At 65.5% G+C, this 26,065-nt stretch carries 11 protein-coding genes; 8 read left to right on the top strand and 3 right to left on the bottom strand.

Annotated features, from left to right (window positions below; all coding sequences use genetic code 11):
- Positions 1–210: 210 nt before the first annotated feature.
- Genes DK261_RS03855 through DK261_RS03845 form a run of 3 tightly spaced genes read left to right on the top strand, consistent with a single transcriptional unit; the run spans position 211 to position 4,774 of the window.
- Positions 211–1,383: an efflux RND transporter periplasmic adaptor subunit gene (locus DK261_RS03855; RefSeq protein ID WP_053269564.1), complete on the top strand. Its 1,173-nt coding sequence runs from the start codon at positions 211–213 to the stop codon at positions 1,381–1,383.
- Positions 1,384–3,357 (top strand): MacB family efflux pump subunit, encoded by a 1,974-nt coding sequence (locus tag DK261_RS03850; RefSeq protein WP_110175295.1) that lies wholly within the window; start codon positions 1,384–1,386, stop codon positions 3,355–3,357.
- A gap of 7 nt (positions 3,358–3,364) precedes the next feature.
- Positions 3,365–4,774, top strand: coding sequence for an efflux transporter outer membrane subunit (locus DK261_RS03845; protein ID WP_110175294.1), 1,410 nt, complete (start codon positions 3,365–3,367; stop codon positions 4,772–4,774).
- Positions 4,775–4,849: 75 nt separating this feature from the next.
- On the opposite strand, the gene DK261_RS03840 is transcribed toward DK261_RS03845, so the two are convergent.
- Positions 4,850–6,472 (bottom strand): twin-arginine translocation signal domain-containing protein, encoded by a 1,623-nt coding sequence (locus DK261_RS03840; protein WP_009049988.1) that lies wholly within the window; start codon positions 6,470–6,472, stop codon positions 4,850–4,852.
- 208 nt (positions 6,473–6,680) lie between these two features.
- Here DK261_RS03840 and pvdM point away from each other — a divergent pair, with 208 nt between their 5' ends.
- Genes pvdM through DK261_RS03825 form a run of 3 tightly spaced genes read left to right on the top strand, consistent with a single transcriptional unit; the run spans position 6,681 to position 10,350 of the window.
- Positions 6,681–8,090 carry a pyoverdine-tailoring dipeptidase-like protein PvdM gene (gene pvdM / locus DK261_RS03835; RefSeq protein ID WP_009049989.1) on the top strand — a complete coding sequence of 470 codons (1,410 nt, stop codon included), beginning with the start codon at positions 6,681–6,683 and terminating at the stop codon, positions 8,088–8,090.
- A gap of 21 nt (positions 8,091–8,111) precedes the next feature.
- Positions 8,112–9,410 carry an aminotransferase class V-fold PLP-dependent enzyme gene (locus DK261_RS03830; protein ID WP_110175293.1) on the top strand — a complete coding sequence of 433 codons (1,299 nt, stop codon included), beginning with the start codon at positions 8,112–8,114 and terminating at the stop codon, positions 9,408–9,410.
- 46 nt (positions 9,411–9,456) lie between these two features.
- Positions 9,457–10,350: a formylglycine-generating enzyme family protein gene (locus tag DK261_RS03825; protein ID WP_016702395.1), complete on the top strand. Its 894-nt coding sequence runs from the start codon at positions 9,457–9,459 to the stop codon at positions 10,348–10,350.
- A 54-nt stretch (positions 10,351–10,404) separates the two neighbouring features.
- On the opposite strand, the gene DK261_RS03820 is transcribed toward DK261_RS03825, so the two are convergent.
- Complete coding sequence (locus DK261_RS03820; RefSeq protein ID WP_009049992.1) at positions 10,405–11,268, bottom strand: formyltransferase family protein; 864 nt, start codon at positions 11,266–11,268, stop codon at positions 10,405–10,407.
- A gap of 187 nt (positions 11,269–11,455) precedes the next feature.
- On the opposite strand from DK261_RS03820, the gene DK261_RS03815 reads away from it, so the two are divergent.
- Positions 11,456–13,108, top strand: a complete 1,653-nt coding sequence (locus DK261_RS03815) for a cyclic peptide export ABC transporter (protein WP_103331725.1) — start codon at positions 11,456–11,458, stop codon at positions 13,106–13,108.
- 94 nt (positions 13,109–13,202) lie between these two features.
- A complete protein-coding gene (locus DK261_RS03810; RefSeq protein ID WP_009049994.1) occupies positions 13,203–15,677 on the top strand; it encodes a TonB-dependent siderophore receptor in 2,475 nt (824 codons plus the stop codon).
- Positions 15,678–16,086: 409 nt separating this feature from the next.
- Here DK261_RS03810 and DK261_RS03805 read toward each other — a convergent pair.
- Positions 16,087–26,065 (bottom strand): non-ribosomal peptide synthetase (locus DK261_RS03805; protein WP_110175474.1); only part of this gene is annotated, 9,979 nt, incomplete at its 5' end.

Below are 26,065 nucleotides of genomic sequence, written 5' to 3'. Positions count from 1 at the left end.
AAGTACTGAGTCGATTCGCCGACTTTATTTTCTTCGTCTACATTTTTCGCCCCAGCTGTAACTCCATGTGTCCATGCTTAAATTCCCTCTGTTTTCCCTCGTTTACCTGACAGCTCCCCGTATCTGTCGCTCCATCGACAGCCTCCAGCCAGCGCCCATGCCACGGGCCAGGCCGGACGACGGGCCGATTTCCATTGGCCGGAACCCTGCATGAAACGTCCCCGTCATCCCCGACGCGCCCTGCTTGTCACCCTGTGTCTGATTCCCATCGTCGCCCTCGCCGCCTGGCAGATCCTGCCGCCGGGGCGCGACCAGTTCGCCACCGTGCAGGTCAGCCGCGGCACCATCGAAAGCAGCGTGACCGCCCTGGGCACCCTGCAACCGCGGCGTTATGTCGACGTCGGCGCCCAGGCGTCCGGGCAGATCCGCAAGATCCACGTCGAGGCCGGCGACCCGGTCAAGGAAGGCCAGCTGCTGGTGGAGATCGACCCCGCCACCCAGCAGGCCAAGCTCGACGCCAGCCGCTTCTCCATCGAGAACCTGCAGGCCCAGCTGCAAGAGCAGCGGGCGCAGAACGAGCTGGCCCGGCAGAAGTACCAGCGCCAGCAGAACCTCGCCGCCGGTGGCGCGACCCGCGACGAAGACGTGCAGACCGCCCGCGCCGAACTCAAGGCCACCCAGGCGCGGATCGACATGATCCAGGCGCAGATCCGCCAGGCCCAGGCCAGCCTGCGCAGCGACCAGGCCGAGCTGGGCTATACGCGGATCTACGCGCCGATGTCCGGCACCGTGGTCGCGGTGGACGCCCGCGAAGGCCAGACCCTCAACGCCCAGCAGCAGACGCCGCTGATCCTGCGCATTGCCCGGCTGTCGCCGATGACCGTCTGGGCCGAAGTCTCCGAAGCCGATATCGGTCACGTCAAACCGGGCATGAGCGCCTACTTCACCACCTTGAGCGGCGGCACCCGGCGCTGGACCAGCACCGTGCGGCAGATCCTGCCGATTCCGCCCAAGCCGCTGAACGAAAGCAGCCAGGGCAGCGGCAGCCCCAACAGTTCGAGCAAGAGCGGCAGCGGCCGGGTGGTGCTCTACACCGTGCTGCTGGATGTGGATAACGCCGACAACACCTTGATGGCCGAAATGACCGCCCAGGTGTTTTTTGTCGCCGAGCGCGCGCAGGACGTTCTTACCGCGCCGCTTGCCGCCCTGCAGAGCGGCGCCGATAGCGGCGTGCAGCTGGCCCGGGTGGTGGCGAAAAACGGTTCGATCGAGGAGCGCAAGGTGCGGGTCGGCATCAGCGACCGCTTGCGCATCCAGATCCTCGACGGCCTCGCCGAAGGCGATCACCTGCTGATCGGTCCCGCGCAAAGCAGCGGAGGCTGAATGCAGACCCCGCTGATCGACCTCAAGGGCATCCGCAAATCCTATGGCGGCGGCGACACGCCGCAAGTGGACGTGCTGCGTGGCATCGACCTGTCGATCCACGCCGGCGAATTCGTCGCCATCGTCGGTGCTTCCGGCTCCGGCAAATCGACACTGATGAACATCCTCGGCTGCCTCGACCGCCCGACCTCGGGCGAGTACCTGTTCGCCGGGGAAAACGTCGCCCGCCTGGGCAGCGACGAACTGGCCTGGCTACGCCGCGAAGCCTTCGGCTTCGTGTTCCAGGGCTACCACCTGATTGCATCCGGCTCGGCCCAGGAAAACGTCGAGATGCCGGCGATCTACGCCGGCACCCCGGCGGCCGAGCGCCATGCCCGCGCCGCCGCCCTGCTCGACCGCCTGGGCCTGGCCAGCCGCACCGGCAACCGCCCGCACCAGTTGTCCGGCGGCCAGCAGCAGCGGGTGTCGATCGCCCGCGCGCTGATGAACGGCGGCCACATCATCCTCGCCGACGAACCCACCGGCGCCCTCGACAGCCACAGCGGCGCCGAGGTCATGGCGCTGCTCGACGAGCTGGCCAGCCAGGGCCATGTGGTGATCCTCATCACCCACGACCGCGAAGTCGCGGCGCGGGCCAAGCGCATCATCGAAATCCGCGACGGCGAGATCATCAGCGACACTGCCGACGACCACCCCGAGGTCCAGGCCAGCGCCAACAGCGGCGCCCTGCAGGCGGTGGACCTGCGCCAGCGCCTGGCCGACGGCAGCGAACACAACGGCGCCTGGAAAGGCGAACTGGTGGACGCCGTGCAGGCGGCCTGGCGGGTGATGTGGATCAACCGCTTCCGCACCGCCCTGACCCTGCTGGGGATCGTCATAGGCGTGGCTTCGGTGGTGGTGATGCTGGCGGTGGGCGAAGGCAGCAAGCGCCAGGTCATGGCGCAGATGGGCGCCTTTGGCTCGAACATCATCTACTTGAGCGGCTACTCGCCCAACCCGCGCACGCCCGAGGGCATCGTCACCCTGGACGACGTCGCGGCCCTGGCCAACCTGCCCCAGGTAAAACGCATCATGCCGGTCAACGGCGCAAAGGCCGGGGTGCGCTTCGGCAACGCCGACTACATGAGTTATGTAGGCGGTAACGACACCAACTTCCCGGAGATCTTCAACTGGCCCGTGGCCCAGGGCAGCTACTTCAGCGACGCCGACGAACGCTCGGCGGCGGCGGTGGCGGTGATCGGCCACAAGGTCCGGGAAAAGCTCCTCAAGGACGTGGCCAACCCCATCGGCCAATACATCCTGATCGAGAACGTGCCGTTCCAGGTGCTCGGCGTGCTTTCGGAAAAGGGCGCCAGTTCCGGCGACAGCGACAGCGACGACCGCATCGCCGTGCCCTACTCCGCCGCCAGCATCCGCCTGTTCGGCGACCATAACCCGCAGTACGTGGCGATTGCTGCCGCCGATGCCAGCCGGGTCAAGCAGACCGAGCGCGAGATCGACGAACTGATGCTGCGCATGCACGGCGGCAAGCGCGACTTCGAACTGACCAACAACGCCGCGATGATCCAGGCCGAGGCCCGCACCCAGAACACCCTGTCGCTGATGCTCGGCGCCATCGCCGCGATCTCGCTGCTGGTGGGCGGCATCGGGGTGATGAACATCATGCTCATGACCGTGCGCGAACGCACCCGCGAGATCGGCATCCGCATGGCCACCGGCGCCCGCCAGCGCGACATCCTGCGCCAGTTCCTCACCGAGGCGGTGATGCTCTCGGTGGTCGGCGGCCTGGCCGGGATCGGCGTGGCGCTGATCATCGGCGGCATCCTGATCCTCAGCGAAGTGGCCGTGGCCTTCTCCCTGGCCGCGATCCTGGGCGCCTTCGCCTGCGCCCTGGTCACCGGCGTCGTCTTCGGCTTCATGCCGGCCCGCAAAGCAGCCCGACTCGACCCGGTCACGGCCCTCACCAGTGAATGATCGACCTATGAAAGCGCCCCTCAGCCTTATCGCCGCCAGCCTGTTGCTGGTGGCCTGCAGCGGCCCCGCGCCGCGCCCGGACAGTGGCTTGCAGGCACCGCCCGCCTGGCACTCGCCGCATACCGCGGCCGCGCAGCAGGACAACCGGCAATGGTGGACCCGCTTCGGCAGCCCGGAACTGGAACGCCTGGTCGAACAGGCCCGCCTGGGCAGCCACGACCTGGCCGCCGCCATGGCCCGGGTGCGCCAGGCGCAGGCCAGTGCCGTCATTGCCGGCGCGCCCTTGCTGCCCGCCGTCAACGGCACCTTCAACGCCAACCGCCAGAAGCTCATGCGGGGCAACGGCTACAGCCAGCTGAATGCCGACAGCAACAACAAGGCCGTGGACTATTTCGATGCCGGCCTGAGCGCCAGCTATGAAATCGATTTCTGGGGCGGCAAGCGTGCCGCCCGGGACAGCGCGCTGCTGGGCGTGCAGGCCAGCGAATTCGACCAGGCCACCGTGGAGCTGACCCTGCTCAGCGGCGTGGCCAACAGTTACGCCCAGGTGCTGTCGCTGCGCGAGCAGAGCCGCATCGCCGAACTCAACCTGGCCAATGCGCAAAGCGTGCTCAGGCTGGTGCAGACCCGTTACGACTCGGGCTCGGCCACCGCCCTGGAGCTGGCCCAGCAGAAGAGCCTGGTGGCGGCGCAGCAACGCCAGGTGCCGCTGGTTCGGCAACAGGCCGAAGAAGCCCTGATCACCCTCGCCGCCCTCCTCGGCCGGCCGGTACAGAGCCTGACCTTGAGCGACCAGCCTTTCGCCCGACTGAACTGGCCGGACATCGATGCCGGGGTGCCCAGCGACCTGCTGGCCCGCCGCCCCGATATCGCCGGCGCCGAAGCCCGGCTGGCGGCGGCCCGGGCCGATGTCAAAGTGGCGCGGGCGGCGATGCTGCCCAGCGTGACCCTGACCGCCAACCTCGGCTCCGGCGCCAACCAGTTCGATGACGTGCTACGCAGCCCCTTCTACAACCTGACCGCCGGGCTGGTGGCGCCGATCTTCAACAATGGGCGCCTGAGCGCCGAGCGCGACCGGGCCACGGCCCGCCAGCAGGAACTGCTGGAAAGCTACCGCGCAGCGATCGTCAATGGCTTCGCCGATGTGGAAAAGGCCCTCAACAGCATTCGCGGCCTGGACCAGCAGCGGCAATGGCAAGACGAAGAACTGAGGCAGGCGCAACGCGCCTTCGAAATCGCCCAGAGCCGCTACCAGGCCGGCGCCGCCGACCTGCTCACAGTCCTGGAAACCCAGCGCACCCTGTACACCGCACAAGACCAGAACGTGCAACTGCGGCTGTCCCGGGTGCAGTCGAGCATTGCCCTGTACAAAGCCCTGGGCGGTGGCTGGAAGACACTCGAAACGAAGAAGCGCTGAATAAAGAGCCTTTAAATAAAACGCTGAAAAAAAGCGCGGGCCCTGCAACAGGACCCGCGCCGCTGCCTTGCCGACTCACACCTTCAGGTGCTGGGCGTACCAGGGACGCCGGGGCGCCCGCTTGAGCAACTGCGGCACCTCCTCGTCACGGCTCAGGGCGATACGCAAGGCCAGCTTCATGACCTCCTGGTCCATCTCCAGCGACATCTCGCCCGGCGCGTTGCCCAGCGGGCCGCAACCATGGGTCGAGGCCCCCAGCCACGGGTCGTCGACCTCGACCCAGCGCCCGGGCGCGAACCACGGCACGCCGTTGACCTCGCGGCGCAACACTTCACCGGGATGGAAGCGCTCATGGGCGCGGAACCAATCGTCGATGCGGTCATCGATCCAGCCATGGAACTTCCAGAACATCGGATGCACATGGGACGAGAACGGGTCGCCGAGAAAGTCGTTCTGCGCCAGGTACCAGCGTCCGGCGAAGTCCGAGGACACCCGGGCCTCCATGACCGGCATGCCGTTGGCAGGGTCCCGGGCGACATCGGCCCAGCGCATGTGCAACCAGTCATGCAGGCCCAGCTCGACCTCCGAGCCGAACTGCCCCAGGGTCAGGCGGCTGAGGTAGTCGGGATCCTGGTACTGCGACTCCCAGACCTGGAAGTTGCCATAGAAGGCCGCATCGCTTTTCAAGCCATGCAGCCACTGGGTGAACTCTTCATCGTCGTCGGCGATCCAGGCCGGCGGCACCGAGCAGCCGTCGTGATTTTCGTAGTAGCGGATAAAGCCCAGACGATCCTGCTCGAGGCGCGGGGACGGCAAGGGCAGCTGCTGCCAGGACACCAGGTCCGGCTGTAACGAACGCGCCTGCAACAGCATGTGCCGGTGCATGAAGAGGAAATCGATCCCCGAGGCATTGCGATGCTTGCGTCGTCCACGGGCATCGCGCTCGTGCTTCAGCGGTCCCGGCTGCCAGCCAAGCCCGCGCAGGCTGTTGCGCTTGTCCTTGGGCAAGGAATGCCAGCGATCCCGGGAGGCATGCCAGAGCTGGTGGAACAGGCGATGCTGCGGGGACACCAGCCAGGCCAGCAACTCGGGGCTCAGGCCGTTCTGCTCCCGGGCCGCGGGAAAGGCCCGCTTGCGCGCCACGAAGCGCACCGCGGATACCGGCGCCAGGAGCGACACCTGCAACGACTGCAGGCGGCCACTGAGGGTGCCGCTGCCGGCATTGCCCCAGTTCGCCCAGACCTCGTCGAGCACCACCTGGCACTCATGGCTGGGCGCGCCGCTGAGCTGGCCGCCGGGGAACAGCCGCCAGCACAATTTCGCGGCGTCCACCGCCGCCAGCTCGCCCTGCACCCGAAACTCCACCGGACCGTCGCCCCGCAGGCTTTGCGCACGCCCCAGGAAGCCCCGCAGGCCGCGCCCGGTCGGACCGACATCGAGCACCAGTTCACAGCCGCGACGCGGCAGCGGTGCGTCGGCATCCAGGAACTCGATATCCCAGATGCCCCGCAGGTGATCGGCAAGGCGCACGCCCGGGTCGAGGGCGACTTCCAGCTTGGCTTCCCCCGGGGTGATTTCCAGTTCTTCCTGACGACGCACATCCAGGCGCTGCAACTCCTTGCGGGTGTAGAGCGCCACAGGAATAGCCGCCCCCGTCACCGCCAGACCGGTCAAAAATCCTCGTCTCGAAAACCTCATCGCTCTACCTATATCCAGTGGCGCCTCACGCATCTAGCTAGAACGTTGGATTTGCACGGAAATTTACCGGCGAGCCGCTCCCGGGCCGCTAAATTTGCCGCCGGCCAGCTCGTTTATCGCGGATAGATGTGCACAAAAAGGTCGGGCCTGGAGGCATTGCGCCTCCCGCTCCGACCCCGTCATCAGCCCGCCTGCGACTGGGATAGCAATGATCAAATTACCTGGTAAGAAAACCCTCTACCTGAGCCTGCTGGTACTTACTGTCGCCGTACTCGGTGTCGGTGCCGGGGCCGCCTGGCACTACTACTGGAAGGACCGGGTGTCTTACCCCAGCGAAATCGTCAAGCACGCCAACGACCTGCAGGAACGCATCATCTCCTTCGACAGCCATATCACCGTGCCCCTGGATTTCGGCACCGAAGGCACCGAGGCGGACAAGGACACCCATCGCCAGTTCGACCTGGTCAAGGCCGGTCGCGGCAGGATGTCCGGCGCCGCCCTGAGCATTCTCGCCTGGCCGGAAATGTGGAACGGCGCCAACGCCCCGCATCGCCCCACCGCCGGCTTCGTCGAAGAGGCCCGGCACCAGCGGGAGACCCGCTACCGGATCATCCAGGGCCTAGTGCGCGACTTCCCCAACCAGGCGGCCATTGCCTATACCCCCGCCGACCTGCGCCGCATCGCCTCCGAAGGCAAGCTGGCAGTGGTGATCAGCCTGCTCAACGCCTACGCCATGGGCGACGATCTCGACCAGCTGGACAAGTGGGCCGCCCGCGGCATGCGTCTGTTCGGCTTCAGCTATGTGGGCAATAACGACTGGGCCGACTCCTCGCGCCCGCTGCCATTCTTCAACGACACCCGGGACGCCCTCGGCGGCCTCTCGCCGATCGGCAAGCAGGCCGTGCGCAGGCTCAACGACCTGGGGGTGGTGATCGACGTCTCGCAGATGTCCAGCAAGGCCCTGGACGACGTCGCGGCCCTGACCCGCGCGCCGGTGGTGGCCTCACACTCCGCGCCCCGGGCGCTGGTGGACATCCCGCGCAACCTCAGCGACAAGGAACTGCAGGTAATCAAGGCCACAGGCGGGGTGGTCCAGGTGGTGGGCTTCTCCACCTACCTGCGGCCCCTCAGCCAGCCGACCCTGGACAAGCTCAACGCCCTGCGCCAGCGCTTCGACCTGGGCCCGCTGCAGGGCCTGGAAAACGCCCTGATGCCGGGCGACGCGGTCATCACCATCTGGCCGGAACAACGCTTCGGCGAGTACGCCAGTTCCCTGTACGGCATTCTGGAAGAAGAGCCCAAGGCCAGTCTCAAGGACTATGTCGACGCCATCGACTACACGGTGAAGAAGGTCGGCATCGATCACGTCGGCATCAGCTCGGACTTCAACGAGGGCGGCGGCGTCAACGGCTGGATGAACGTGGCGGACAACCGCAACGTCACCGCCGAACTGATCCAGCGCGGCTACAGCGATATCGAGATTGCCAAGCTCTGGGGCGAGAACTACCTGCGCGTCTGGGAACAGGTGCAGAAACTGGCCAAGCCGGTAAGCCCCACCGCGCAACCTGCCACGCAACCCGCCACACATCCCGTCGAACCACCCGCCGTCGCCGGCTGAACCCTGACCACGAGAATCCCTGTGACCAATCGTCGGACCTTCCTCAAGCACGCGAGCCTGCTGGCCGCCGCCCTGCCCCTGGGCACCTTCGCCATCGGCCAGGCCCGGGCCGCCGCCACGCCCGCCACCCACCAGCAACCCTGGGACCAACTGCGCCAGCTGTTCGACCTCGACCCGGACTACGTGCACCTGGCCAACTTCCTCATCACCTCGCACCCCAGGCCCGTGCGCGAAGCCATCGAAAAATACCGCGCGGTCCTGGATCGCAACCCGGCCATGGCCATGGACTACGACACCCAGTACACCTGGAAGCGCGAGGCCCAGGTGCGCGAGAGCGTCGGCCGCTACCTGCAGATCAAGCCCGCCCAGGTGGCCCTGACCGGCAGCACCACCGAAGGCCTGGCCATGATGTATGGCGGCATTCACGTGCGCCCCGGGCAGGAGATACTGACCACGGTGCATGAACACTACTCGACCCGTAACGCCCTGAAGTTCCGCACCCAGCGCGACGGCACCCAGGTGCGCACCATCGAGCTGTTCAAGTCGCCCCACCAGGTTTCCGTCGATGAAGTGCTGGGCAATATCGACCGCAGCATCCGCCCCAACACCCGCGTACTGGGGATGACCTGGGTGCAGTCGGGCAGCAGCGTCAAGCTGCCGATCGGCGAGATCGGCAAGCTGGTGGACCAGCACAACCGCAACCGCGACGAGGGCGAGCGGATTCTCTACTGCGTCGACGGCGTCCATGGCCTGGGGGTGGAGGACGTCACTTTTGCCGACCTCAATTGCGACTTCTTCGTCGCCGGCACCCACAAATGGATGTTCGGCCCGCGGGGCACCGGGATCTTCTGCTCGCGCTCGGAAAAGCTCGAGCACCTGACGCCGATGGTGGCGACCTTCTCCGAGAACCAGGACTTCGCCACCACCATGACCCCCGGCGGCTACCACAGCTTCGAGCACCGCTGGGCCGTGGACCAGGCCTTCGACCTGCACATGCAGCTGGGCAAGGCCAACATCCAGGCGCGGATCCACCAACTCAACAGCTACCTCAAGCAACGCTTGCAGGAACTCCCCGGCATCGAACTGGTGACGCCCCTGAGCCCGCAGCTTTCCGCTGGCTTCACCTTCTTCCGCGGCCCGAACCTGGACACCGACGCCACCGCTGCCTGGCTGATCGAGAACCGCATCCTGGTGGATGCGGTGTACCGCGACGCGGGGCCGCTGGTGCGCATGGCGCCCGGCCTGCTCAACAGCGAAGCAGACATCGACCGCGCCATGGACCTGCTGGGCAAGCGCCTGCGCGCCGGCAAGACCGCCTGAGCCCCTCGCCCACTTCTTTTCTCTACATTGCACAAGGTTATTGATGATGAAACCTGTCGCCTGCTCCTCACTCGCCGCGCTGTTCGGCTGCCTGGCCAGCCTCAATGCCCAGGCTGTCGAGCCGCCCAAGCCCGGCAGCGTGTTCAAGGACTGCAAGAACTGCCCGGAGATGGTGGTGCTGCCCGCCGGCAGCTTCGTCATGGGCACCCCCGAAGACGAAGTCGGCCGAGAGCCCGACGAAGGCCCGCAGCATACGGTGACCTTCAACAAGGCCTTCGCCATGAGCCGTTTCCACGTGACCGCCGGCGAGCTGGACGCCTACATCCGCGAGACCGGCACAGTGATCAAGGACGGCGACGAGCGTCCCGGCCGCCTGTGCCAGGCCAGCAAGCCGCGTTATGAACAAGGCCCGCGCCAGCCCGCGGTCTGCGTCGACTATGCCGACGTCCAGGCCTATGCCCGGTGGCTGTCGAAGAAGACCGGCCAGCACTACCGGATGGTCAGCGAGGCCGAGCGCGAGTACGCCGCGCGGGCCGGCAGCAGCGGCTCGTTCCCCTTCCCCTTCGATGAAGAAGGCCAGTACCAGATCACCCAGCACGCCAACACCTACGGCCCCAAGGACGGCTACAGCTACAGCGCCCCGGTAGGCAGCTACCCGCCCAATGCCTTCGGCATGTATGACATGCACGGCAATGTCTACGAGTGGGTCGCCGACTGCTGGCACCCCGACTATGTCGGCGCGCCCGCCGATGGCAGGGCCTGGATGGAGGAATCGGGCGGGGTGTGTCTCGACGCGCAGATTCGCGGCAACGACTGGGGCGAGGCCCCGGTGTTCTCCCGCTCGGGCAACCGCAACAGCCGCAAGCGCGAAGTGCGTGGGGATTGGTTGAGCTTCCGTGTCGTGCGCGAACTGGAACAGCCCGGCACCCAGCACCAGTAAAAGGCCCGATCGACAGCGATCAAGCGCGACCGTCGCGCCTGATCGCCGCGGGCCTCAGGCGCCGGCCCGGGATTCGCCGACCGGCTGCTGGCCAAGCTGCTCGGCCAGCAGCGCCAGGCCTTCATGCAAGGCCGGGAACAGGCTGTTGTTGAAGTTGTTCCAGCGCAGTTCGAGGATGGTGTCCTCGGGCGCGATCTCGGTGTTGAGCACGTCGTGGAACACCTCGCCGGAATCGATGCCGTTGTCCACGTAGTGGAACGAGGCCCCGGTCATGTACAGCGGCTCGACCGGCTCGGTTTCCCGCGTAGCCCAGTCCACCACCTTCTGCCCACGGGCACCGTACAGCGCATTCCAGGTGGCATAGGCGCCGCGACGCTCGTAGGGCGATTCGAGGCGGGTGATGCCCGGATGGATGTTCATGATCCGCCGCGCGAAAGGCGCGCCCGGGCGCACCAGCTCGTCGAGGATCACCAGCAGGCCGTCGAGCACCACGATGTCGGCCTTGAGCTCCACCAGGGTGTCGTGCAGGCGACGCTCGAAATCCTGCTTGCCGGCGATATGCTCGGCCGAACCCCGCGGATGGCGGCGATAGGTGGACGGCACGCTGAGCAGCAGGTCGTTGACCAGGCGCCCCTGCACCTGCAGGTCCGCCGGGTACAGCCACTGCCGGCCGGGCTGATAGGCGAAGCCGTAGTCGCTCACCAGTTGCTGGTCCCGCGGCGACTGCTCGTCATCGTCGTAGACCACGCCCACCAGGTTATACGCCTCGCCCAGGGGCGTCTGGTTCAGCGACTCCACCAGGAATTCCAGCACCGACTTCATGTAGCGCTCGTGATCCTTGTAGGCCACCGGTTGCCCGGCCTTGTCGGCCGCCGCGTTCCTCAGGGACCAGACATACACCAGATTCTTTTTCGTCATTTGCTCGCTCTCGCTGAATGGGCCAGGCACGACGTCGTTACGCGTGCACCTCCAGAACAAGAACGAAACAGGCGCCGGGCAATTTATCCGCGCCCGCGGCCACGCTAAATACTGCCGCCAACGGTTCGTCTGTTCATGAGTACGGGTCTTTCTGCCTCGACCCTTCATTCACTGCCGGGAACCCCTTATGACCGACCCCAAGCGCGGAGCCTTTCACGGACTGCTCGCCCTGCTCAGACCCTTTCGTACCACTGTCGTGATTTCCGTTGCCCTGGGCATGGTCGGCGGCCTGGCCATCACCCTGCTGCTGGCCACCATCAACAACGCCCTGCACTCGGCGACCGGCATGACCCAGGGCGTGGTCCTGACCTTCGCCGCCCTGTGCCTGCTGGCGTTGACCAGCTCGATCGTCTCGGACATCGGCACCAACTATGTGGGCCAGCGCATCATTGCCGCCCTGCGCAAGGACCTGGGGGAAAAAGTACTCTCGGCGCCCATCACCCAGATCGAACGCTACCGCTCCCACCGCCTGATCCCGGTGCTGACCCACGACGTCGACACCATCAGCGACTTCTCCTTCGCCTTCACCCCGCTGGCCATCGCCACCACCGTCACCCTGGGTTGCCTGGGCTACCTGGCGTACCTGTCGGTGCCGATGTTCCTGATGATGGTGGTCGCCATCATCATCGGCACCAGCGTGCAACTGGTGGCCGGCGGCAAGGGCATCAAGGGCTTCGACGAAGCGCGCGACCACGAGGACGAACTGCAGCGCTACTACAACGCTATTGCCTCCGGCGCCAAGGAACTGCGCATCCACCGGCCACGGCGCTTTCGCATGAACACCCAGCGCATCCAGAAAACCGCGGACCGCATCAGCGATATCCAGGTGCGCTCGGTGAACATCTATATCCTGGCCAAGAGCTTCGGCTCGATGCTGTTCTTCGTGGTCATCGGCCTGGCCCTGGCCATGCAGGCCTACTACCCGAACCCGGACCCCGCCGTGATCACCGGTTTCGTGCTGGTGCTGCTGTACATGAAGGGCCCCCTGGAACACGTGGTCGGCTACCTGCCCATCGTTGGCAAGGCGAAGATCGCCTTCGCCCGTATCCGCGAGCTGTCGGAACGCTTCTCCTCCCCCGAGCCGCATCTGCTGATGGACGACAGCGAAGCGCCGCAAGCGGTGGTGCACAGCCTGGAACTGCGCGGTGTGAGCTACAGTCCGCCGCCCGTGGCAGGCAGCGAGCCGTTCCACCTGGGCCCGATCAACCTGAACATCAGGCAGGGCGACATCGTCTTCATCGTCGGCGAGAACGGCTGCGGCAAGACCACCCTGATCAAACTGTTGCTGGGCCTGTACCAGCCTCAGTCCGGGGAGATCCGCCTCAATGGCGAAGCCGTGACCGACCGGCTCCGGGACGACTACCGACAACTGTTCACCACGGTCTTCGCCGACTACCACCTGTTCGACGACCTGGTCCAGGGCAATGCCGGCAAGTCGCTGGACATCGCCACCCAGTACCTGGACCGCCTGGAAATCGCCCACAAGGTCAGCATCAAGGATGGCGCTTTCACCACCACCGACCTCTCCACCGGCCAACGCAAGCGCCTGGCGCTGATCAATGCCTGGCTCGAAGAGCGCCCGGTGCTGGTGTTCGACGAATGGGCCGCCGACCAGGACCCGGCCTTCCGGCGGATTTTCTATACCGAGCTGCTGCCGGACCTCAAGCGCCTGGGCAAGACCATCATCGTCATCAGCCACGACGATCGCTACTTCGATATCGCCGACCAGTTGGTGCGCATGAAGGCCGGGCAAGTCATGAGCGATCTGCAACCGGCGTGATTGTTTCCGGTTTCTGGCAACTGGTGCGTCTTACAGACAGAACTGAGAATTACTAGCATTAACAATCATTACCTCTGCCGTTTTATAAGAGCACATGAGCATGCCCGCACAACATCGACTGACTCCTCTGGCCAAAGCCCTGCTTGGCCAGGCGTTCTCGCCGAGAATGGCTTCCCGCACCCTGGGCCTGGCCCTGACCCTGCCCTTGATGGCCCAGGTCCAGGCCCAGGAAATCCATTTCAATATCGCCGCGCAATCCATGGCGTCGGCCCTGCAGGAGTTCGGGCGCCAGGCCAACCTGCAAGTGCTGTACAGCCCCGACGATGTGCAAGGCAAGCGCAGCAATGCGCTCTCCGGCAGCTACTCGCCGGAGCGGGCCATCGCGGCGATGCTCAATGGCACGGGGGTCGCCTATTCCCTCAAGGGCAACTCGGTGACCATTCTCAACCGGGCTTCCGCCGGTTCACTGGAACTGGGGACCAGCACCATCACCGCCCAGGGCCTGGACTCGACCACCGAAGACACCGGTTCCTACACCACCGGGCCCATGCAGACCGCCAGCAAGCTGGCCCTGACGGCCCGGGAAACACCGCAATCGGTCACGGTCATCACCCGCCAGCGCATGGATGACCAGAACATGAAGACCCTGGAGGATGTGCTCAAGGCCACCCCGGGCATTTCCGTGACCAAGGACGGTCCGCAGCGCCCGACCTTCTACTCCCGCGGCTTCGCCATTGAAAACCTGATGGTCGACGGCTTGTCCAACGACCTGAGCCACTACCTCAGCCGGGACATGAACTCCACCCCCGACATGGCGATCTTCGACCGGGTGGAAGTGGTGCGCGGCGCCACCGGTCTGATGCAGGGCGCGGGCAACCCCTCGGCCGCGGTGAACATGGTGCACAAGCGTCCGACCGCTACCCCGCGGGTCACCCTCACCGGCAGCGCCGGCAGCTGGGACAACTACCGCACCGAGTTCGACGCTTCCAATGCCTTGAACGAAAGTGGCACCCTGCGTGGCCGGATAGTCACCGCCTACCAGACCAAGGACAGCTTCCAGGACTTCGTCAGCTCCGAGCGCTCGGTGTTCTACGGCATCACCGAGGCCGACCTGAACGAAGACACCACCTTCACCTTCGGCATCTCCAACCAGAACGCCAACAACAACACATCCTGGGGCGGCCTGCCGGTGGCCGCCGACGGCAGCGACCTGCACCTGAAGCGCTCGACCTACCTGGGCAGCGACTGGGAATTCTGGGACCAGGACAACACCACCGCCTTCACCCGCCTGGAATACCGCTTCGCCAACGACTGGAAAATGCTCCTGGCCGCCAGCAAGAGCTGGTCGGACCTGAGCATGCTCGGCTCCATCCCGATGCGCACCTGGCAAAGCGACTACGTCGAGTTCGGCCAGAACATCGGCCGGTACGACTACAAGGACAAGCAGAGCAGCTACGACGGTTATGTCAGCGGTCCCTTCTCGCTGTTCGGCCGTACCCACGAACTGGTGGTGGGCGCCAGCAAGCGCGACCTGAAGTTCAAGGGCAAGGGCCTGCCCATCGACCTCGAGACCCACACCGACCTGAACAATCCTTCCGGCATTCCCAAGCCGGACATGAGTGCCAACCCCTGGACACAGGACCGCACCAGCGAACTGAAGAGTACCTACGTCACCACGCGCCTGAACCTTGCCGACGACCTGAAACTCATCCTCGGCGGACGGCTGGACTGGTACGACTACGATGTGACCACCACCTGGAACGGCAAGCCCTCCTCCACCAGCCTGCCCAACAAGGTCACCCGCAACCTGACCCGCTATGCCGGCGTGATCTACGACCTGGACCAGCATCACTCGGTCTATGTCAGCTACACCGACATCTTCAAGCCGCAGACCGAGCTCGACGCCTCCAACAACGCGCTCAAGCCCATCGAAGGCAAGAACTACGAGATGGGCATCAAGGGCGAGTACTTCGACGGCGCCCTGAATGCCAGTGCGGCGATCTTCCGCATCGACCAGGAAAACCGCGCCAAGCTACTGAACCCCATTCTGTGCCCTCCGGGGAACGACTGCTATGAAGCCGCGGGCGAAGTGCGCAGCCAAGGTATCGAGCTGGAAATCAACGGCTCCCTGGCCCCGGGCTGGCAGCTGGGGGCCGGCTACACCTACGCCTCGGTCAAGTACACCAAGGACTCCGACCCGACCAAGGAAGGCACCCTGTTCGACACCGATATCCCGCGCCATGTGTTCAAGGCCTTCACCACCTACCAATTGCCCGGCGACCTCAACCGCTGGACCATCGGTGGCGGCCTGTATCGGCAGAACACCATCTACAACAAGGGCACCAACGAATACCTGACCACCTTCGACTACCACATCGAACAAAAGGCCTACACCCTGGTGGACCTGATGACCAGCTACAAGGCCTCGGAGAATGTGAACATTCGCCTGAACCTCAACAACGTCTTCGACAAGCGTTACTACCAGAGCATCAGCAGCAACACCGACTACGGCAACAACTTCTACGGCGATCCGCGCAACGCCATGGTCACCGTCAGCTGGTCGCTCTAATCTCCTCCCCTGACCCGGGGTCGGCGCCAACGGCGACGGCCCCCTCGACACCGCCCTGCCCACGTCGGATCCACGGCCCCAGCGCCCGGTCCGACGCCTTTTCCCCTCCCCTCTAGATGCCAGCCGCCGCCGATAGCAGCCGCCAGGCACACAAGACATAAGCAGGCCTTCGCTGGCCAGCCAGCGCCTACACCAGCCCGCTTGCATCACGCCCCCTATCCCTGTCCCCGCTCCTCCGTAGGAACCGGCTTGCCGGCGATCGCAACCGCCAGGCGCGCAAGGCATAAGCACGCCTTCACAGACCAATCGCTGCCTGGGCGGTGGATGGGGTTTCGAGGGAAGCCCGGGCAGAAAAAGACAGGCACAAAAAAGGCCTGGACCGTTACCGGTCCAGGCCTGGGGCTCGCCCTCAGTTCAAGCAGGTCAGCAAGTGCTTTCTGAAACTTGCCAGCAAGATCTCGCTGTTCACCATCTCCTCATGGCGGGAGCCCGTCTTCAGCGACGCCACTGGCCGTCCGCCCAGCACCTCTCGGCCCATGACCTGTTCCAGGGCCTGGATGGCCTGGTCGGAATAATCGCCGGACCACCACAGATGAGGCGCGACCTGCAACGGACGATAGGCATAGGCCGCGGCCAAGGCGCTCAAGTCATTGAACACGGCGCTGACCAACGACGCATCGAACTCCGCCTTGAACAACCCCAGCACCCGCTCCAGCTCGCCGGGCTCCAGGGCGATATTGCGCGACACCCAGCCATGGATGCCGGGCCCGTTCAGCTCGGCCTCCTGCCTCAACCGCTGCCCGATCAGCTCGGCGCTGGCCGGGAACAGCAGGCAAAGCTTGTCGACAATCGCCCGCCACTCGGACTCGGCCGTCACCGTGACCGGCACTGCCTGTTCCTCGACCCTGTCCTCCACCGCCGCCTGGGGCGGTGTCGGGTCGAGCAGCCCGAGGAAGCGCACTGTCTCTCCCACTGCCTCCAGCTCGCTGGCCACATCCATGGCAATCGACCCGCCCAGGGACCAACCGGCCAGGTAGTAAGGCCCCGCCGGCTGCACCTGGCGGATGCTGGCCACATAACGCTGGACCATGGCCTGCCAGGAGACTTCGCTCCAGTCGGCCTGCAGATAGGACTGATGCAGCACGCCATACACCGCGCAACGATCGCGCAGTCGCGCCGCCAGCGGCAGGTAGCCATACACGCTGCCCCCCGCCGGGTGGAAGCAGAACAGCGGCTGGCCGGAGCCTCCCAGGGCGATGACGTTGTCCGCCACAGCGGCCTGGCCGGCGTCGACGACGACCAGCAGTTGCCCGACAGTCGGCGCGCTGAACAGCGCATTGATGCTCAGTTGCAACCCCAGCGCCTGGTTGAGGGCGCCGATCAGGCGCAACGCATCCAGGGAGTGGCCACCCAGTTCGAAGAAGTTGTCGTCCAGCCCCACCTGCTCGATACCCAGGACCTCGGCCCAGATCGCCGCGACCTGTTGCTCCAATTCGCTTTGCGGCGCGACATAGGCCTGCTGCAACAAGCTGGCGTCGGCCTTGGGCAGGGCCTTGCGGTCCAGCTTGCCGTTGGGGCTCAGCGGCAGCGCCTCGAGGAACAGCAGATGCGCCGGCAGCATGTAGTCCGGCAGCACTGCCTTGAGCGCCGCTTTCAACTGCTCGCGCAACCGGGCCTGCTCGTCCTGGCTGTCTGCGCTCACACCCTGGGCGGCCACCAGATAGGCCACCAACTGCGGACCACCGGCCGCGTCCTGGGCCAGCACCACCGCTTCACGCACTTGCGGCTGTTCCAGCAGACGGGCTTCGATCTCGCCCATCTCGATCCGGAAACCGCGGATCTTCACCTGATGGTCGATGCGTCCGGCGTAGTCGATCACACCGTTGGCGTTATAACGCGCCAGGTCGCCGGAACGGTACAGGCGCCCGCCGTCCTGGCTGAACGGGTCGGGGATGAAACGCTCCGCCGTCAGGCCAGGGCGATCGTGGTAACCCCGGGCCAGCAGCTCGCCGCCGATCATCAGCTCACCAACGACGCCGTTCAGCGGCAGGTTGCCGCTGTTGTCCAGCAGGTAGATGGAACGCCCGGGCAACGCCTTGCCCAACGGGATCACCGCGGGCAACGGCTCGGCACCGCTCAGGTAAGCCTCGCAATCATGGGCGGTGGCACTGACGGTGGTTTCGGTCGGGCCATAGGTGTTGAGCAGGCAAGCGTCCGTCAACCCGGCCTGTTTCCAGGCGGCCACGCCTTCGGCCGGCATGGCCTCGCCGCCCAGGTTGAGCTGGCGCAGGCGCCCGAAGTCCCGTGGTCCCTTGGCCGCGAAATCCTTACCGAGCATGAACCAGTAGGCGGTACTCAAGTCGACGATGCTGATGCCCTGCCCGATCAACTCGCGGTAGAAGGTTTCGCTGTCCCACAGCGCCTTGCCGCGGATCACCACCGAGGCACCGCAGATCAGCGCCGGGTATAGCTGCTCGACGAAGGCGTCGAAGTTGAAGGTGGAGAATTGCAGCCCGCGGTCCTCGGCGGTCATTTTGAAATAATCCCGCGCAGCCCGCGCATGCTGGCTCAGGGCGTTATGCGTGATGCTGACGCCCTTGGGCCGGCCGGTGGAACCGGAGGTGTACATCACATACGCCAGGTTCTCCGGGTTGCTGCGTTGAACCGGATTGCCCCGGTCAGCGCCGGCCAGCCATTCATGGTCCTGGTCCAGGCACAGGTGCGGCACTTCCACGCCTGCGCGCAGACGTTCGAGCAACGGCGCCTGGGTCAGCAGTAACTGGATGCCGCTGTCCTGCATCATGTAGTGCAGGCGGTCCTGCGGGTATTCAGGGTCCAGCGGTACGTAGGCGCCCCCGGCCTTGAGCACCGCCAGCAGGCCGACAATCATGTCCAGCCCGCGCTCCACGGCGATGCCGACCCGGACATCCGGGCCAATGCCCAGCTCGATCAGCTTGTGGGCCAACTGGTTGGCGCGCTGGTTGAGCTGGCCGTAGCTCAGCTGCCGGTCGCCACACAGCAGCGCCACCGCATCCGGGGTGCGCCGGGCCTGGGCCTCGATCAACTGGTGGACGTTCAAGTCACGGCCCACTTGAGTGAGCGCGCGGCGCGACTCCAGTTCGCTGGCCGCCCGTTGCCCGTCACTGAGCAGGGACATCTCGCCCAGGCACTGCCGGGCATTGCCGAGCATGGCCAACAGCAGATGCCGCAACCCGGCGGCCAACTGCTCGATCGCTGCGGCGCTGAAGTGCTGCAAGGAATAGCTGTAGTCGAACGACAAGCGTTCAGCGACGAACACCGACAGGGTCAGCGGGTAGTTGGTCTGTTCATGATTGCCCACCGCGCCGAATTGCAGCTGCGCCGGCGAGCCTTTTTCCAGGGCCTCGGACACCGGGTAGTTCTCGAACACCAGGATGTTGTCGAACAGCGCTTCGCCCCCCAGACCGGCCCAGCGCTGCACGTCATACAGCGGCGTGTGTTCGAAGTCGCGCAAGGCCAGGTTGCGTGCCTGCACCACTTGCAGCCACTCGCCCAGCGACTGCTCCGGACGCGGCGCGGCCACCACCGGCAGGGTGTTGATAAACAGGCCGATCTGCTGCTCCACGCCTTTAAGCTCCGCGGGACGCCCAGACACCGTAGCGCCGAACACCACCGTGTCCTGCCCGGTGCAGCGTTGCAGCAACAGCAGCCAGGCGGCTTGCACCAGGGTGTTGACCGTGACCTTCTGCTGGCGGGCGAACTCGCTCAAGCCTTGAGTCTGTTGCTCGTCCAGGGTGCAGGAATGGCTGGCATGGCCGCGCTCCTCCAGCGCCTGGGCGCCCGGAGCGAGAGCCTGGGCCAGGCGCGTCGGTTCATCCAGGCCCAGCAGTTGCTGCTTCCAGAAGTCCTCGCTGACCTGGGCGTCCTGGCGTTGCAGCCAGGCGATGTAGTCGCGATAGCGCCCGGTCAGGTGCGCGGGCAGCTGGCCGGCATAACGTTGCAGCACTTCGCCGAGCAGCTGCGAATTGCTCCAGCCGTCCATCAGGATGTGATGGTTGGTGTAGATCAGGTGATAACGCTGCTCGGTCGTGCGCACCAGGGTCAGGCGCAGCAACGGCGCCGTCGCCAGGTCGAAGCCGCGCTGGCGCTCGGTCGCCGCCAGGGTGTCCAGCGCCTCTTGCAACTGCGCCTGCCCGCGCCAGTCATGCTCGGCGCACTCCAGGCCGACCTGCTTGTACACCACCTGGATCGGCGCCGGCAGTTCGCCCTGCCAGAGGAAACCGCTGCGCAGGATGTCATGGCGCTCGACAGTCGCCTGCCAGGCCTGGCGGAAACGCTCGGGGTCGAGCCCGTCCACGTCCACCCGCAACTGGTTGATGTAGTCGCCGCCCTGCTGCTCGTACAAGGTATGGAACAGCATGCCCTGCTGCATCGGCGACAGTGGATAGAGATCCTCGATCTGCGCCAGCGGCACGGGCAAGCGATCCAGTTGCTGCTGGTTCAGGCGTGCCAACGGGAAGTCCGATGGGGTGACGCCACGGTGCTGCGGCTGGCTGCAATGCTCGATCAGCGCCTTGAGTTCCTCGGCGTAGTCATCCGCCAGGCGCTGGATGGTCGCCGGCTCGAACATCGCCTGGCTGAAGCTCCAGCCCAGGCTCAGCTCGCCGCCATAGACCTGGCCATTGAGGGTCAGCCAGTTACCCAGGGGCGCCTGCGGGCTCTGGTCTTCACCCTTGGCTTCACCGGCCGGCATGAACAACGCCTGCTCTTCATCGAAGCTGGCGTCGAACTGGCCCAGGTAGTTGAAGGTGATGCGCGGCACGGCCAGGGCCGCCAAAGTCTGCCGGGCAGCCTCGTCTCCCAGGTAACGCAGGGCACCAAAACCGATGCCCTTGTTCGGCACCGCGCGCAGCTGTTCCTTGATCTGCTTGATCGAGTCGGCCAGGGCCGCCTGCGGCGTGAGCTTGACCGGGAATACGCTGGTGAACCAACCCACAGTGCGGCTCAAGTCGAGGTTGTCGAACAGTTCTTCACGGCCATGGCCTTCCAGTTGCACCAGGGCGCTGTCACCACCGGTCCAGCGGGTGATGACCCGGGCCAGCGCGGTCAGCAGCAGATCGTTGATCTGCGTGCGGTAGGCCGCCGGGGCATCCTGCAGCAGGCGCTGGGTATCGCGCTTGCTCAGTCGGGTGTCGACGCTGCACGCGTGCTGGTTCTGCAGCCCGTCGCTCGCGTGATCCCAGGGCAGGTTCGAGTCGACGCCTTGCAGCTGCGCCTGCCAGTAAGCCAGTTCCTGTTGCAGGGCTGTGCTGCGGGCATACGCCTGCAACTGCCCGGCCCAGGCCTGGGTCGAACTGGACTTGGCCGGCAGCGACTGGTTGCCCAGCAACGCCTGCAAGTCTTCCAGGAGGATCCGCCAGGACACCCCGTCCACCACCAGGTGGTGGAAGATCAGCAACAAGCGCTGACTCTGGTCAGACAGGGTAAAGAGCACGCCACGCAGCAGCGGACCGTCCTGCAGGTTCAGGCTGCGCTGGGCGCGTTCACTGCATTGCTGCAACTCCTGATCGTTGGCCACGCTGGCCTGCCACAGCAGTTGCGCCTGCTCGTCGAACTCGGAAAACGCTGCGCTCCAGCCCCCCTCGCCCTCGACAAAACGCAGGCGCAGGGCGTCATGCTGCACCGTCAGCGCCTGCAAGGCCGTTTCCAGGACATCCGCTTGCACAGGCTGGGCCGGCTTGAGCAGCACCGACTGGTTCCAGTGATGGCGCTCCGGCACCGGGGTGTCGAAGAACCATTGCTGGATCGGCAGCAGTGCCATCTCGCCGCGCACCGGGCCCTGGTCGATCTGCAACCCGCCTTCGCCCTGCTCCGCCACCGTGGCCAATCCCTGCACCGTCTGGTGCTGGAACAGGTCTTTCGGGGTGAAACGAATACCGGCCTGACGGGCACGGCTGACTACCTGGATCGAGATGATCGAGTCGCCACCGAGCTCGAAGAAGTTGTCGGTCACACCGACCTGTTCCAGCTTCAGCACATCGGCCCAGATGGCGGCGATCTGCTGTTCCAACTCGTTTTGCGGTGCGACATAGGTCTGCTGCATCAGTTGCGCATCGACCTTCGGCAGCGACCTGCGGTCCAGCTTGCCGTTCGGCGTCAGCGGCAAAGCCTCCAGGAACAACAAATAGGTCGGCACCATGTAGTCCGGCAGGTTTTCCCGCAGGCGGGCCTTGATGCTTTCCCGCAGTTGCGCCTGACGTTCATTGCTCGAAGTAACCTGCGCGTCCACCGGCACGATGTAGCCCACCAGTTGCTGGCCGCTCGGGCCTGGCTGGGCGATCACCGCCACTTCCAGTACCGGCTCCTGTTCCAGCAAGCGCGCTTCGATTTCACCCAGCTCGATACGGAAACCCCGCACCTTCACTTGATGGTCGACACGACCGACGTACTCCACCAGGCCGTCAGTGCGATAACGAGTCAGGTCGCCGCTGCGGTACAGCCGTGCACCGCTGGTGCTGTAAGGGTCGGGAATAAAACGCTCGGCCGTCAGGCCCGGCCGATCCAGGTAACCCCGGGCCACGCCCAGGCCGCCCAGGTACAGCTCGCCCGCCACGCCCACCGGCAGCAGGTTGAGGTTGGCATCAGCCACGTAGGCGCTGCGATTGCCGACGATATTGCCGATCGGCGCATAAGCCGCGTCGCACGGATCGCCAGCCTTGGCCTTCCAGATCAGCGGGGTGACCACGGTTTCGGTCGGGCCATAACCGTTGAAAATGTACTTCGGCCGCAGCACCCGCCAGGCCAGGTCGTAGCTGGCCTGCGGCACCGCGTCACCGCCGAAGCAATACACCCGCACCGCCGGCGGATTGCCGTCGCGTTCGGCGTGCACCGCCAGCTGTTGCAGGTACACCGGTGGGAACACGCCCACGGTGACGCCATAACGGTGCATCTGCTCGTAGGTGTATTCCGGCGACCACAGGCTGTCATCGCGGATCAGCACGCTGGCACCGTAGATCAGCGGGTGCATCCAGCCTTCGTGGGAACCGTCGAAAGCGAAGGACATAAAGTGCAGCTCGCAGTCCGCCGGGCTCATTTCATAACGCTCGCCGGTGGCCAGGCTGTGCATGGCCAGCGGACCGTGGGACACCGCCACGCCTTTGGGCAGGCCGGTGGAGCCGGAGGTGTAGATCACGTAGGCGAGGTTTTCCTCGGCCAGTTCCACCTGCGGGCTGGTCATAGGGTAAGCCGCAAAGTCAGCCGCGCCTTCGACGCTGAGGGTCGGCAAACCATCGGGAATCGGCAGGCGATCCAGCAGATGGCTCTGGGTCAGCAGCAACCAGGCACCACTGTCCTGCATCATGTAGCGCAGGCGGTCCTGGGGATATTCGATATCCAGCGGCACATAAACCCCACCGGCCTTGAGCACGGCCAGGAAGGCCACCATGATCTCCGCGCAACGCGGCATGGCGATGGCGACCCGGACTTCCGGACCGACTCCCAGCTCGATCAGCTTGTGCGCCAGCTGGTTAGCCTGAATGTCCAGTTCACGGTAGCTCAGGCGCTGCTCGGCGAAGAACACCGCCGGCGCCTCCGGCGCCCTGGCCGCCTGATCGGCGAACAGTTGGTGGACAAAGCGGTTGGTGGGGTAAACCACCTGGGTGTGATCCCAGTCCTGGCGGATGCCGCGCTGCTCTTCCAGGGTCAACAACGGCAACTCGCCCAGGCCGGTCTGCGGATGCGCCATCAGGCTCAGCAACAGGCTCTGCAAATGCCCACCCAACTGCACCATCGAAGCCTCGGAGAACGACTCGCGGGCATAGATCAATTCGAACGACAGGCTCTGGCCCAGATTGACCGCGACCGTCAGCGGGTAGTTGGTCTGCTCGTGGTTGCCCACCGCGCCGAACTGCAGCTGTGCCGGCGCGCCCTTTTCCAGGGCCTCGGACACCGGGTAGTTCTCGAACACCAGGATGTTGTCGAACAGCGCATCGCCACCCAGGCCGGCCCAACGCTGCACTTCGTACAGCGGTGTGTATTCATAGTCGCGCAGCGCCAGGTTGCGGCTCTGCACCGCCTGCAGCCATTGGCTCACGGTCATGTCCGGACGTGGCGTGGCCACCACCGGCAAGGTGTTGATAAACAGGCCCACTTGCTGCTCGATGCCCTTGAGCTCGGCCGGACGCCCCGCCACCGTGGCGCCGAACACCACGCTTTCCTGGCCGGTGCAACGCTGCAGCAACAGCAGCCAGGCCGCCTGCACCAGGGTATTGATCGTGACCTTCTGCTGACGGGCGAACTCGCCCAGGCGCGCGGTCTGCGCCAGGTCCAGCTCACGCTGATGCTTGCCATGGCCTGTACCGGCGGGAATCTCCGCGACCCGGGACAGGGCCTGGGTCAGGCGGGTCGGTTCGTCCAGCGCCTGCAATTGTTCTTTCCAGAAGTTCTCGCAGGCCTGGGCATCCTGGCGTTGCAGCCAACCGATGTAATCCCGGTAGCGGCCGGGCGCATGGTTCGGCAACTGACCGGCATAACGCTGCAGCACTTCGCCGAGCAACTGCGAGTTGCTCCAGCCGTCCATCAGGATGTGATGGTTGGTGTAGATCAGGTGATGCCGCTGGTCGTCGATACGCACCAGGGTCAGGCGCAGCAACGGCACCGCATCCAGCTCGAAGCCACGCTGGCGCTCGGCGGTTGCCAGGCTGTCCAGCGCCTCTTGCAACTGCGGCTGGCCACGCCAGTCATGCTCGCTGCACGCCAGGGCGACGTGCTTGTGCACCACCTGCAGCGGGGTCGCCACCTCGCCCTGCCAGATAAAGCCGGTGCGCAGGATGTCGTGCCGATCGATGGCCGCCTGCCAGGCCTGCTGGAAGCGCAGCGGGTCGAGCCCGTCCACGTCCACTCGCAGCTGGTTGATGTAGTCGCCCGCGGCCTGTTCATACAGGGTGTGGAACAGCATGCCCTGCTGCATCGGCGACAGCGGGTAGAGGTCTTCGACCTCGGCCAGCGCCACCGGCAGGCGGTCCAGCTGTTGCTGGTCCAGGCCGGCCAGCGGGAAGTCCGAAGGCGTCGCGCCGCCCTGGCCCGGCTCGCAGCAATGCGCCACCAGAGCCTTGAGTTCCGCGGCATAGTCATTCGCCAGGTGCTGGATGGTCGCGGCGTCGAACATCTGTGTGCTGAAGGTCCAGCTCAGGCTCAGCTCACCGCCATAGACCTGGCCATCCAGGCTCAGCCAGTTGCTCAGCGGGGCCAGCGGGCTCTGGTCGTCGCCCTTGGCTTCACCGGTCGGCTTGAACAGGGAATCCTGTTCGTCGAAGCTGCCGTCGAACTGGCCCAGGTAGTTGAAGGTGATACGCGGCACGGCCAGGGCCGCGAGGGTTTCCTGGGCATTGGTATCCCCCAGGTAACGCAGGGCACCGAAGCCGATACCCTTGTTCGGCACCGCGCGCAGCTGTTCCTTGATCTGCTTGATCGAGTCGGCCAGGGCCGCCCGGGGCGTCAGCTTGACCGGGAACATGCTGGTGAACCAACCCACTGTGCGGGTCAGGTCGAGGTTATCGAACAAGTCTTCGCGACCATGGCCTTCCAGTTGCACCAGGGCGCTGGCCTCGCCGGTCCAGCGGGTGATGACCCGGGCCAGGGCGGTGAGCAGCAGGTCGTTGATCTGCGTGCGATAGGCCGCCGGAGCGTCCTGCAACAAGCGCTGGGTATGCGCCTTGTCCAGGCGCGAACTCAGGCTGCTGGCGTGCTGGTTCTGCAACGGCGTCACGGGGTGATCCAGTGGCAGGCTCGACTCCACGCCTTGCAACTGGGTCTGCCAGTAGCCCAGCTCCTGTTGCAGCGCCGCGCTTTGCGCATAGGCCTGCATGTGCTCGGCCCAGGCCTGGGTCGAGCTGGTCTTGGCCGGCAATGCCAGGGGCTGGCCGGCGCTCAGTTGCGCGTGGGCCAGTTGCAGGTCCTCCAGCAGGATCCGCCAGGACACGCCATCCACCACCAGGTGGTGGATCACCAGCAACAGGCGCTGGCTGCCGTCCGCCAGGCTGAACAGCACGGCCCGCAACAGCGGTCCGTCCTGCAGGTTCAGGCTGCGCTGGGCCGCGATCGCCGATTGTTCCATGGCCTGGGCGTTATCCACCGCGACCTGCCAAAGCAGGCTCGGCCGCTGGCCGGCATCGGCGAACCGGGCCGACCAGCCATCGGCCTGCTGGCTGAACTGCAAGCGCAGGGCGTCATGCTGCACCCACAGTGCCTGCAAGGCGTTTTCCACGACTTCGGCGCGCAACGGCTGGGCCGGCTTGAGCAGTACCGACTGGTTCCAGTGATGGCGCTCGCTCATCGGCGATTCGAAGAACCACTGCTGCACCGGCAACAGCGCGGTCGCGCCACGCACCGGGCCCTGGTCGATCTGCACC

The sequence above is a fragment of the Pseudomonas sp. RW409 genome (assembly GCF_003184125.1).
Lineage (GTDB): Bacteria > Pseudomonadota > Gammaproteobacteria > Pseudomonadales > Pseudomonadaceae > Aquipseudomonas > Aquipseudomonas chlororaphis_I.
The sequence above is the reverse complement of the archived record's forward strand: the minus strand, read 5'-3'. Positions and strand labels throughout refer to the sequence as shown.